Below are 11,666 nucleotides of genomic sequence, written 5' to 3'. Positions count from 1 at the left end.
GCACAGCCCGGGCAGTTAGGGTCGTCCCGTGTTGCTGACCGTGTGGATCGTGGTGGCCGTGCTCGCGGTGCTGGTGCTGGGCGTCCTCGGCTACGGCCTGCTCGGCGCCGCCGGGCGGCTGAACCGGGAGCTGCGTGCCCTGGAGCGGGACGTCCGCCCCGTGCTCACCGAGGCCCAGGCCACAGCCGAGCGGGCCGCCGCCCAGCGCGCCGAGCGCTCGGCGACGACCGACTGAACCGCAGGTGGACGGCGCGCGTACAGCCGTCCGCGACCCTGGACCGCCCACTCTCCACGCGTAGAGTCGGCCGGGCACGCCCCACCACGACTCGGAGGAGTCCGATGAACCTCGGCCCGATGGAGATCGGCCTCATCATCCTGGCCGTCCTGCTGCTCTTCGGTTACAAGAAGCTGCCCGATGCCTCCCGCTCGATGGGTCGCTCGATGCGCATCTTCAAGAGCGAGATGAAGGGCATGAAGGACGACGACGTCCGCGCCAAGGACGAGGCGCGCACCTCGCCGGTCACCGGCCAGATCGTCGCCCCGTCGGTCACCCCGACCGCCGTGGACTACGAGGCCGAGGCCGCCGCCGCCGAGGCCCGCGCCGCGGACGCCCGGACGCGTGCGGAGCAGGCCCGCGCGTCGGCTGCCGCCGACAGCAACCGCTGACCCCCAGCACCGACTGCTGCCGCCCATGACCCTGGCAGGGCGAGTGCGTGACCGTCGACCGCGGCGTCCCGAACGGGACGCCGCGGCGACGATGAGCCTCATCAGCCACCTCCGCGAGCTGCGCAACCGGATCGGCATCGCACTGTTCTTCGTGCTGATCGGCACCGCGGTGGCGTTCTGGTGGTACGAGCACGGCCTGGGTGAGTTCATCCGGGCGCCGTACTGCGGTCTCGACCCTGACCTGCGTGGGCTGCCCGGCCAGTCCGACGGTGACTGCGACCTGGTGATCACCAACGTCCTCGGTGGTGCGCTGATCCGTCTGAAGATCAGCTTCATCGTCGGCGTCGTGGTGTCCGCGCCGTTCTGGCTCTACCAGCTGTGGGCGTTCCTCACCCCGGGGCTGAAGAAGAACGAGAAGCGCTACGGCGTCGGGTTCGTCGCCGCCTCCACCACCCTGTTCGCCCTCGGTGCGGCCCTGGCCTACGTCTCGCTGGACAAGGGCCTGGCACTGCTGCTCGGCCTGGCCGGTGACGGCGTGACCGCCTTGCTGACGGCGGAGGAGTACATCGGCTTCGTCATCTCGCTGCTGGTCGCCTTCGGCGTCAGCTTCGAGCTGCCGCTGATCGCGGTTGCACTGAACCTGATCGGTGTCCTGTCGCATGGCGCGCTGGCCAAGAGCCGCCGGTGGATCTACTTCCTCACCATCGTCTTCGCCGCCTTCATCACGCCCACCCAGGACCCGTTCACCATGCTGGCGATGGCGGCCCCGATGTGCGTCCTGTTCGAGATCGCCATCCAGTTCGCGCGGATCGTCGACAAGCGGCGGGCCAAGCGGGAGGCCGAACAGGGCCTCACCGGTCTGGACGACGACGAGGCATCCCCGCTGATCGACGGCCCGAGCGCGCTCGACACCACCCCCAGCCCGCTGGACACCACGCCCAGCCGCCTCGACGAGCCGACCCACACCCAGCGCTGAGCCTCACCCGCCGACGCCGGCGGACACCGCCGACGTCCCACCCGCCCGGCCATGTTCGCCAACATGGCCGGGCGGGGGCGGGCCCGGCCGGGCGAGGCGGCCATGTTCGCCGACATGGCCGGGTGGGGCGGGCGGACGGCGTCCGAGCCGAGCCGAGCGAGCGCGCATACGGTGGGGGCATGTCCAGCCCGGCTGAGCGGTACGCGGCTGCCCGCCGGCGTAACGCACACCCCACCCTGTCGGACTTCACCGCCGAGCTCGGGTTCTCCCTGGACCCCTTCCAGGTCGAGGCCTGCGAGGCGCTGGAGGAGGGCTCGGGGGTGCTGGTCTGCGCGCCAACCGGCGCCGGCAAGACCGTGGTCGGGGAGTTCGCTGTCCACAAGGCGCTGCAGGAGGGCCGGAAGGCCTTCTACACGACGCCGATCAAGGCGCTGTCCAACCAGAAGTACAGCGACCTCTGCGACCGGTACGGGGCGGACAAGGTCGGGCTGCTCACCGGTGACAACGCGATCAACGGCGACGCCCCGGTGGTGGTGATGACCACCGAGGTGCTGCGCAACATGCTCTACGTCGACTCCCCGGCGCTCACCGACCTCGGCTACGTCGTCATGGACGAGGTGCACTACCTGGCCGACCGGTTCCGCGGCGCGGTGTGGGAGGAGGTGATCATCCACCTCCCCGAGCACGTCCGGCTGGTCTCGCTGTCGGCCACGGTGAGCAACGCCGAGGAGTTCGCCGACTGGCTGGTCACCGTCCGCGGGGACACCCGGGTCGTGGTCAGCGAGGTGCGGCCGATCCCGCTGTGGCAGCACATGCTGGTGGGCGGGCGGGTGTTCGACCTCTTCGCGCTGCGTCCGGCCGCGCACGCGGGGGAGTGGGAGCAGACCCCCCGCGGGCTGTCCACCCGGGAACGCGGCCGGGCGGTCGTGGACCCCGAGCTGGTGCGGTACGTACACGAGCAGGAGCGGCGCTTCGACAGCTGGTCCGGCGGCGGGGGCGGCACCCGGGGCGGGTTCAGCCACAAGCCGCGCTACCGCCCGCCGTCCCGGCCCGAGGTGATCGAGCGGCTGGACCGCGCCGGGCTGCTGCCGGCGATCACCTTCGTGTTCAGCCGCAACGGCTGCGACGCCGCGGTGCACCAGTGCCTGGGCTCGGGGATGCGGCTGACCGACGAGACCGAGCGGGCCGCGATCGCCGAGGTCATCGACCGGCGCACCGGCTCCCTGCCGGAGGAGGACCTGCACGTCCTGGGTTTCTGGGAGTGGCGGGAGGGGCTGCTGGCCGGGTTCGCCGCGCACCACGCCGGGCTGGTGCCGGTGTTCAAGGAGACCGTCGAGGAGTGCTTCGTCCGCGGCCTGGTCAAGGCCGTGTTCGCCACCGAGACCCTGGCGCTGGGCATCAACATGCCGGCCCGCACCGTGGTGCTCGAGCGGCTGGTGAAGTGGAACGGCGAGGCGCACACCGACGTCACGCCGGGGGAGTACACCCAGCTCACCGGCCGGGCCGGGCGCCGCGGCATCGACATCGAGGGCCACGCCGTCGTCGTCTGGGCGCCCGGCGTCGACCCGGCGGTGGTGGCCGGGCTGGCCAGCACGCGCACCTACCCGCTGCGGTCCTCCTTCCGGCCCAGCTACAACATGGCCGTCAACCTGGTCGGCGCCTTCGGCCGCGACCGCGCCCGGGAGCTGCTCGCCTCGTCCTTCGCGCAGTTCCAGGCCGACCGCTCGGTGGTCGGCCTGGCGCGGTCGGCGGCCCGGCACGAGGAGGACGCCGCCCGGCTGCTCAAGGAGATGAACGACGGGCTCAGCGCCGCGGTGCTGGACGTCGCCGGCTACGCGAAGCTGCGGATGGAGATCTCCGAGCGGGAGAAGGCGCTGTCCCGCGACTCGCAGGCCAAGCGGCGGATGGAGGCCGCCGAGTCACTCGCCGCGCTGCGGGCCGGCGACGTCATCCGGGTGCCCACCGGGCGCCGGCAGGGGCTCGCCGTGGTGCTCGACCCGGGGATCACCGAGCTCACCGACCCCCGGCCGTTGGTGCTCACCGAGGACAAGTGGGCCGGCCGGCTGGGCTCGGTGGACTTCCCGACGCCGGTGACCGCACTGGCCCGGGTCAAGGTGCCCAAGAACTTCAACCACCGCAGCCCGCACGCCCGCCGCGACCTCGCCTCCACCCTGCGCAACGCCCGGGCGGAGAACGACCTCGGCGCCCGACGGACCCGGGGCAGCTCGGCCGCCACCGACGACCCGGTGCTGGCCGACCTGCGGCACGCGCTGCGCGCCCACCCGGTGCACTCGCTGCCCGACCGTGAGGAGCGGGTCCGGGCCGCGGACCGGTGGCTGCGGGAGGTGCGGGACGCGGAGCGGCTGCGGCGGGAGATCGCCCAGCGCACCGGCTCGCTGACCGAACAGTTCGACCGCACCTGCGACGTGCTGCAGGAGCTGGGCTACCTGCTGCCCGAGCCCGCCGTCCGCCCGGTGCCCGCCGAGGGCGGCACGCCCCCGGACGAGTCGCCGGTGGTCTCGGACGCCGGACGGCGACTCGCCCGGATCTGGTCGGAGACCGACCTGCTGACCGCTGAGTCCCTGCGGGCCGGCGCCTTCCGCGGCCTCACCCCCGCCGAGCTGGCCGCCGTCGTCTCCGCGCTGGTGTTCGAGGCCCGGCGGGAGAGCGCCGCCCAGCCGTCGGTGCCGGCCGGCAAGGTGGCCGGGGCACTGGCCGAGATGCGCCGGGTGCACACCCGGCTGGCCGAGACCGAGCGGGAGCACGGGGTGCCGGTCACCCGCGACCTCGACCTCGGCTTCGTCTGGGCCGCCTACCGGTGGGCCGACGGGCAGACGCTGGACCGGGTGCTGGACGGCGCCCAGCAGGCCGGCACCGAGCTGTCCGGCGGGGACTTCGTCCGGTGGGCCCGCCAGCTGGTCGACCTGCTCGACCAGCTGGCGAAGGTGGCCGACGAGCCGCTCGCCGGCGTCGCCCGGTCCGCGGTGGGCCGGGTCCGCCGTGGCGTGGTGGCCGTGGCGGTGAGCGGATGACCCTGTCCCGGGTGGACGAGGATCGCGGTACCGGGCGGCGCCGGGCCGGTCACCGGAGCGAGGAGTCACGATGAGCCAGCCACCACGGGACGACGAGGCACCGGACGACCGGCCGGCCGCGCCGGGCTGGGGGCCGCCGTCCGCCGGCGGCTGGGGTCCGCCGCAGGGTGCGTCCGCGCCGTCGGGCTGGGGTCCGCCGCAGGGTGCGTCCGCGCCGTCGGGCTGGGGTCCGCCGCAGGGTGCGTCCGCGCCGTCGGGCTGGGGTCCGCCGCAGGGTGCGTCCGCGCCGTCGGGCTGGGGTCCGCCGCAGGGTGCGTCCGCGCCGTCGGGCTGGGGTCCGCCGCAGGGTGCGTCCGCGCCGTCGGGCTGGGGTCCGCCGCCGCGCCCAGGCCCGTACCCGGGGGACCAGCACGGGCAGCCCAGCGAGTCCGGCCAGTACCGCCCGCCTGGGCACGGCAGTCCGTACGGGCAGCCCTCGCAGTACGGGCAGCCCGGGCAGTACGGGCCACCCCCGCAGTACGCCGGCCAGTATCCGCAGCACGGTCAGTACGGCGGCCAGTACCCGCAGCCCGACCAGTACGGGGCACCGCCGCCCGGCTGGGGTCAGCCGGGGTGGGCGCCGGCGCAGCCACCCCGCCGGAGCCGGCGGGGCCGGAACGGGTCGCTGCTGTCCCTGCTGGTCATCGTGGCCGCGGTGCTGGTGTTCGTGCTGGTCACCGGGCCGACCCGGCTCGATCCCGGCTCGGTGGAGCAGCAGGTGAGCGAGCAGTTCGAGCAGCGCGAGGGGGTGGCGCTGGACCTGTCCTGCGACCAGGAGATGGACGTGCGGGCCGGCGCCAGCTACCAGTGCTCGGGGACGACCGCCGACGGGGAGGCCGTGCCGGTGACCATCTCCGTCACCAGCGAGGACGGCGACTTCACCTGGCAGGCCGGCTGAGCCGCACCGCTCAGCCCAGGGCGTCGTCCGGCCAGCCCAGGGCGGCCCCCAGCCGGCGCACCGAGCTCTGCAGCCCGTGCGCCTCGGCGAGGTCGGCCAGCGCCCCCGGGTCCGCCGGCCGGCGGGGCAGCTCGCCGTCCACCGGCGGCAGGTCGATCGAGGTGACCACGGCGACCACCTCGGGCGCGGCGTCGAGGTAGTCGCCGGCCGCGGCCAGCTTCTTGAGCACCGCGGCGGTCAACGGCGGCTTCGGCACGACGGTGCGGGCGGCCGCCGCCCGGATGCCGTCCAGCGAGCCGAACTCGTTGATCAGCGCGGCCGCCGTCTTCGCGCCGACCCCGGAGACCCCGGGCAGCCCGTCGCTGGGGTCACCGCGCAGCACGGCGAAGTCGGCGTAGGCGCGACCGGGGATGCCGTACTTGGCCGCGACCGCCGCCTCGTCGACGAACTCGAGGTCGTTGATGCCGCGGTTGGTGTAGAGCACCCGCACGCCCCGGGCGTCGTCCACCAGTTGGAACAGGTCGCGGTCGCCGGTGACGACGTCGACCGGCCCGCGGGCGCGGGTGGCCAGGGTGCCGATCACGTCGTCGGCCTCGTAGCCGGGGGCCCCGAGCCGGGTCAGGCCGGCGGCGGCGAGCACCTCGACCAGCACCGGCACCTGCGGACCGAGCTCGTCGGGCACCTCCTCGCCGCCCTCGGCGGCCACCCGGTGGGCCTTGTAGCTGGGCAGCGCCGCCACGCGGAACGCCGGCCGCCAGTCGTCGTCCCAGCAGGCCACGAACCGCTCGGGGCGGTGGGCGACGATCAGCCGCGCGCTCATGTCCAGGAAGCCGCGGACCGCGTTGATCGGCCGGCCGTCGGGCGCGGTGACGCTGGTGGGCACGCCGTAGAAGGCGCGGAAGTACAGGCTCGCCGCGTCCAGCAGCATCGTGGTCACGCGGGGCACGGTAACGGTGAGATGACGACGGGCGGACCTGTCGGGGTCCGTGGTTAGTCTGCGGACGTGGTCGCCGTGTCTCCGAGCTCTTCCCCGCTGGTGTCGATCGACCGGGTGCACGCCGCCCGGGCGGTCGCCGACGAGCTGGGGGTCGACGTCCTCGTCGTCACTCCCGGGTCCGACCTGCGCTACCTCTGCGGGTACGACGCGCACGCGATGGAGCGGCTGACCGCGCTGGCCGTGCCCCGCCGAGGCGAGCCGCTCCTGGTCGTGCCCCGGCTCGAGGCGCCGATGATCGGCGCCTCGCCGGCCGGCGCGCTGGGCCTGGAGGTGCTGGCCTGGGACGAGACGGACGACGCCTTCGCCCGGCTGGCCGAGGCGGTCACCGAGCGGCTGGGCAGCGCCCCCACCCGGGTGGCGGTCGGCTCCCGCACCTGGGCCGAGCACGCGCTGGGCCTCCAGCGGGCCCTGCCCGGCTCGGTGCTGGAGCTGGCCAGTCCGGTCATCGACCGGCTGCGCATGGTCAAGACCCCGGCCGAGGTCGAGGAGCTGGCGCTGGCCGGCGCCGCCATCGACCGCGTGCACGCCCGGATGGGGGAGTGGCTGCGGGTGGGGCGCACCGAGGCGGAGGTCGGCTCCGACATCGCCGCCGCGATCCTCGCCGAGGGCCACGTGGGCGTCGACTTCACCATCGTCGGCTCCGGCCCGAACGGCGCCAGCCCGCACCACGAGCTCTCCGACCGGGTGATCGGGGCCGGTGACCTCGTGGTCGTCGACATCGGCGGCGAGACCGCCACCGGCTACCGCTCCGACTGCACCCGCACCTACCTCGTCGGCGGGTTCGCCGCCCGCGGCCTGCGCGACTGGTACAGCGTGCTGCAGCGGGCGCAGGCGGCGGCCGTGGCCGCGGTGCGGCCGGGGGTCACCTGCGCGCAGATCGACGCCGTCGCCCGCGACGTGATCACCCAGGCCGGGCTGGGGGAGTACTTCATCCACCGCACCGGGCACGGCATCGGCCTCGACAGCCACGAGGCCCCCTACATCGTCGCCGGCAACGACCTCCCGCTGGAGCCGGGGATGGCCTTCTCCATCGAGCCCGGCATCTACCTGCCCGACCGGTACGGAGCCCGGATCGAGGACATCGTGGTCTGCACCGACGACGGCGTCCGCAACCTGAACAACGGTCCCCGTGAGCTCGTCGAACTCCCCGGCTGACCCCGGCGCCGCCGGGGCTCCCGACGTCGACCGGGCGCTGCTGAGCGCGCTGGCCCGCGACGGCCGGGCCAGCTTCACCGAGCTGGCCGAGCGGGTCGGGCTGTCGGTCTCGGCGGTGCACCAGCGGGTGCGCCGGCTGGAGCAGCGTGGGCTGATCACCGGCTACGCCGCCCAGCTGGACGCCAAGGGGCTGGGGCTGCCACTGACGGCCTTCGTGTCGATCACCCCGATCGACGTGGGGCAGCCCGACGACGCCCCGGCCCGGCTGGCGCACCTGTCGGCGATCGAGGCCTGCCACTCGGTGGCCGGCGTGGAGAGCTACATCCTCAAGGTGCGGGTGGCCTCACCCGACGCGCTGGAAGGCCTGCTGCACGAGATCCGTGCGGCAGCGAACGTCAGCACCCGCACCACCGTCGTCCTGTCGACCTTCTACGAGGACCGCCCGCCGGTCTGACGAAGGACCCCCTCGCCCCCGCCCCTCGCAGGCTCGCGGCGGGCCCCTGCGAGGGGGCCGGTGGACGTTCCGTCGAACGTGTGTTCGGATGGCGTCATGCGATGGGACGCCCAGCGGCTGGATCTCGACGAGCCCAGCACCCTGCCCGGGCTGCCCGACGTCCGTGGCCTGCTGCGCAGTGTGCAGGTGCCGGAGTTCCCCGGGCTCACCTTCCACGAGGTGCGGGCCAAGAGCGCGCTCAACGCCGTGCCGAAGGGCTCGGCGATGCCGTTCGGCCACACGATCAACCCCTACCGGGGCTGCTCCCATGCGTGCGTCTACTGCTTTGCCCGGGGCACGCACGAATGGCTGGACCTGGACAGCGGGCAGGACTTCGACCAGCAGATCGTGGTCAAGACCAACGTGGTCGACGTGCTGCGCCGCGAGCTGGCCCGCCCGTCCTGGCAGCAGGAGCACGTGGCCCTGGGCACCAACACCGACCCCTACCAACGGGCCGAGGGCCGGTATCGGCTGATGCCCGGGATCATCGACGCCCTGGCCCGCTCGGGCACCCCCTTCTCGATCCTGACCAAGGGCACGCTGGCCCGCCGCGACGTCCCCCGGCTGGCCGCCGCGGCCCGGGACGTGCCGATCGGGATGGGGGTGTCGATGGCCATCTGGGACGACGACCTCCACCACGCCCTGGAGCCGGGGGCGCCGACGCCCCGGGCCCGGCTGGACCTGGTCAGGGCGATCACTGACGCCGGGCTGCCGTGCGGGGTGTTCCTGGCCCCGGTGCTGCCCGGGCTCACCGACCAGCGGGAGCACCTGGAGGCAGCGATCGGGGCCATCGCCGCGGCCGGTGCCACCGGGGTGACCGTGCTGCCCCTGCACCTGCGCCCCGGGGCACGCGAGTGGTTCACCGCCTGGCTGACCCGGGAACACCCCGGGCTGGTCGGCCGGTACCGCCAGCTCTACGGGCGGGGCGCCTACGTGCCTGCGGAGTACCGCAGCTGGCTGGCCGCCCGGGTGGCACCGGTCCTGGCGCGGCACGGTCTGGACCGGCAGAGCGGGGGAGCGGCGCGCGGCACGGACGGGCCTGCGGACACCGGCAGCAGCCTCGGGCTGCCAGGCGACGAGTCGGCCGGGTTCCCGGCCGGCAGCCTGCCCGGCCGGGCGCCGGACGCGAGGGCCGACGGCGACCAGCCCGAGCAGCTGGCCCTGTGCTGACCGGGTTCAGCCAGCCTGCCGGGCGGCCCGGCTGATGCTGCGCAGCGCCCTGATCGCACCCCGCGGGGCCACCGGCGGAGCGCCGGCCGCCAGCGCCAGGCGCCGGTAGGAGTCGTAGGACAGCGTGAGGTAGTCAGCGGCCAGTTCCTCGACCGCGGTCCGGTGCGAGGGTGCGGCGGTGGCGCGCATCGCGGTGGCGGTGCGCACCGCGTGCTTGGCGAAGGTCACCTGGAGCGCCTGGGTGGAGAGCTGCCCACCCACGTGCGAGGTGACGCCGGGGCCGCGACGCAGCGCCGGCAGCACCCACGGGCTGGTCGCGAGCGCGGGGAACCGGTTGCGCACCGACTCCCAGGCGTGCCACGCGGTCAGCGCTCCGGGCACCGACCACTCGCCGTCCTCGGTGCTGACCAGCAGTCGCCGGTTCGTGGCGTGCACCTGGTCCCGGCGAAGTGCCCGGAACTGACCCACGGTCCCCGGCCAGCCGAGGGCGATCGCGCACCAGGCGACCGCCCGCAGGTGCTCCGGGGCCTCGCCGCGCACCCGGGTGAGCTCGCGCAGGTCCAGCGTCGGCGGATCGGGCTCGGGGGTCCGGGGCTGGGCCACGCCCAGACCGCCGTACCGGGCGACCTTGCTGTAGAGGGCGACCGTCGCCGGTTTCCAGCCGCGGGCCGCGGCCAGCGGTTCCAGCCCGGTCTCGGACAGCGCATCGGGGCCCAGCCCCTGCTCCAGCGCGGCCTCGACGAGTCGCCGCCACTGCGGCTCGTACCCCCGAGGGGCCGTCATCCGCGCCCAGGCGCGCACCGGCGGTGGGGCCGGCATCTCCGGCAGCGGCGGCTGCCACCCACCAGTCATGACCCATTTCTACCGTTATCCCCAACAATGCGCGAATTCTCTTTCGTCGGTTCTCGCCACGAGCGAGATCGTCACTGCCCGAACGAGAAGAACGCGCCAACGCCCACCCACCACGCACACGTCGCGGGGCGGGTGTCCGTCCATGACGACTTCGGGTGGACCGACTCGCCCTCGTGGTGCGCACCGCTCGTCGCTGAGCTGATCATGTCGGGGTGCGCACCGTGGGGGTCGAAGAAGAGCTGCTGGTCGTCGACCCGGCCGGGGTGCCGGTGCCGCTCGGGCCGGACGCCCTCGAGGTCGCCGCGCGACGCGGCGAGGGGGAGACGGTCGCCGAGCACGACCGGGCCGAGCAGTCCGGCGAGGAGCCCGACACCGACGCCGGGGGAGCGCCCGCCGGGCCGCGCCTGGTCCCCGAGCTGAAGCAGCAGCAGATCGAGCTGGGCACCCGCGTCTGCAGCACCCTCCACGAGGTCGCCGCCGAGCTCCGGCACTGGCGGTCCCGCGCAGACGCCGCCGCCGCGACGGTGGGCGCCCGGGTGGCGGCCCTGGCCAGTTCGCCGGTGCCGGTCGAGCCGGTCCCCACCGACGGACGGCGCTACGAGCAGATGGTCGACGCGTTCGGGCTGACCGCCGCCGAGGTGCTCACCTGCGGCTGCCACGTGCACGTCTCGGTCGCCGACGACGAGGAGGGGGTCGCGGTCCTCGACCGGATCCGCGTCTGGCTCCCGGTGCTCACCGCCCTGACCGCCAACTCACCGTTCTGGGCCGGCCAGGACACCGGCTACGCCAGCTTCCGGTCTCAGGTGTGGAACCGCTGGCCGTCGGCCGGGCCGAACGACGTCTTCCGGACGCCGGCCGCATACCACCGGCTCGTCACCGACCTCGTCGCCACCGGCACCGTGCTGGACGAGGGGATGGTCTACTTCGACGCCCGCCTCTCGGCGACCTGGCCGACGGTGGAGGTGCGGGTCTCCGACGTCGCCCTCCGGGTGGAGGACGCCGTCGTCCTCGCCGGTCTGGTCCGCGCCCTGGTCGAGACCGCCGCGCGGGAGTGGCAGGCCGGGGTCCCAGCACCCGAGGTGCGGGCCGAGCTGGTCCGGGTGGCCGGCTGGCGGGCGGGCCGCTCCGGCCTGACCGGCGACCTGGTCGACCCGCGGACCGGGCACCCGGCACCGGCTGCCCAGGTGGTGCGGGCCCTGGTCGAGCACGTGCGGCCGGCGCTGACCGACACCGGGGACGCCGAGCGGGTCGTCGCCGGGCTGGCCGAGCTGCTGCGCCGGGGGAGCGGGGCGACGCTGCAGCGAGCGGTCGCCGGGGAGACCGGTGACCTGGCCGCCGTCGTCCGGGCCGCGGTCGCGGCCACCCACGGCGACTGAGCCCAGGACGCC

Annotated in this window: 11 protein-coding genes; 9 read left to right on the top strand and 2 right to left on the bottom strand. The window is 74.6% G+C overall.

The annotated features are described in order from the left end of the window. The first annotated feature begins 28 nt into the window (after positions 1-28). The 5 genes from HLA93_RS13555 to HLA93_RS13535 all read left to right on the top strand — a co-directional run bounded on the left by HLA93_RS13555 (position 29) and on the right by HLA93_RS13535 (position 5,611). Positions 29-235: a hypothetical protein gene (locus HLA93_RS13555; protein ID WP_222194926.1), complete on the top strand. Its 207-nt coding sequence runs from the start codon at positions 29-31 to the stop codon at positions 233-235. 104 nt (positions 236-339) lie between these two features. Next, the gene (tatA, locus tag HLA93_RS13550) at positions 340-666 is read left to right on the top strand and encodes a Sec-independent protein translocase subunit TatA (RefSeq protein WP_222194925.1); all 327 of its coding nucleotides are present in this window, start codon (positions 340-342) and stop codon (positions 664-666) included. A gap of 43 nt (positions 667-709) precedes the next feature. Beyond that, positions 710-1,642, top strand: coding sequence for a twin-arginine translocase subunit TatC (gene tatC / locus HLA93_RS13545; protein WP_308128117.1), 933 nt, complete (start codon positions 710-712; stop codon positions 1,640-1,642). A gap of 179 nt (positions 1,643-1,821) precedes the next feature. Further along, positions 1,822-4,674, top strand: a complete 2,853-nt coding sequence (locus tag HLA93_RS13540) for a DEAD/DEAH box helicase (RefSeq protein ID WP_222194924.1) — start codon at positions 1,822-1,824, stop codon at positions 4,672-4,674. Positions 4,675-4,744: 70 nt separating this feature from the next. Further along, positions 4,745-5,611 (top strand): DUF4333 domain-containing protein, encoded by an 867-nt coding sequence (locus HLA93_RS13535; RefSeq protein WP_222194923.1) that lies wholly within the window; start codon positions 4,745-4,747, stop codon positions 5,609-5,611. A 10-nt stretch (positions 5,612-5,621) separates the two neighbouring features. Here HLA93_RS13535 and HLA93_RS13530 read toward each other — a convergent pair whose 3' ends face one another. Further along, positions 5,622-6,539 (bottom strand): 5'-3' exonuclease, encoded by a 918-nt coding sequence (locus HLA93_RS13530; protein ID WP_222195214.1) that lies wholly within the window; start codon positions 6,537-6,539, stop codon positions 5,622-5,624. Positions 6,540-6,614: 75 nt separating this feature from the next. Here HLA93_RS13530 and HLA93_RS13525 point away from each other — a divergent pair, with 75 nt between their 5' ends. The 3 genes from HLA93_RS13525 (at position 6,615) to HLA93_RS13515 (ending at position 9,426) form a co-directional block, all read left to right on the top strand. Next, on the top strand, positions 6,615-7,763 hold the full coding sequence (locus HLA93_RS13525) for a M24 family metallopeptidase (protein ID WP_308128116.1): 1,149 nt from the start codon (positions 6,615-6,617) through the stop codon (positions 7,761-7,763). Continuing rightward, positions 7,738-8,217: an Lrp/AsnC family transcriptional regulator gene (locus HLA93_RS21815; protein WP_222194922.1), complete on the top strand. Its 480-nt coding sequence runs from the start codon at positions 7,738-7,740 to the stop codon at positions 8,215-8,217. The genes HLA93_RS13525 and HLA93_RS21815 overlap by 26 nt, the downstream gene beginning before the upstream one ends. Before the next feature lie 96 nt (positions 8,218-8,313). After that, positions 8,314-9,426, top strand: coding sequence for an Rv2578c family radical SAM protein (locus HLA93_RS13515; protein ID WP_222194921.1), 1,113 nt, complete (start codon positions 8,314-8,316; stop codon positions 9,424-9,426). A gap of 6 nt (positions 9,427-9,432) precedes the next feature. Here HLA93_RS13515 and HLA93_RS13510 read toward each other — a convergent pair whose 3' ends face one another. Further along, on the bottom strand, positions 9,433-10,278 hold the full coding sequence (locus HLA93_RS13510) for a hypothetical protein (protein WP_222194920.1): 846 nt from the start codon (positions 10,276-10,278) through the stop codon (positions 9,433-9,435). 212 nt (positions 10,279-10,490) lie between these two features. Between HLA93_RS13510 and HLA93_RS13505 the strand changes: the two genes are divergently transcribed. After that, a complete protein-coding gene (locus HLA93_RS13505; RefSeq protein WP_222194919.1) occupies positions 10,491-11,654 on the top strand; it encodes a carboxylate-amine ligase in 1,164 nt (387 codons plus the stop codon). The last annotated feature ends 12 nt before the right edge of the window (positions 11,655-11,666 follow it).

Origin of the sequence: Modestobacter italicus (assembly GCF_019799965.1) — a bacterium.
Classification (GTDB): Bacteria; Actinomycetota; Actinomycetes; order Mycobacteriales; family Geodermatophilaceae; genus Modestobacter; species Modestobacter italicus_A.
This window is presented reverse-complemented; position numbering and strand designations above follow the sequence as displayed.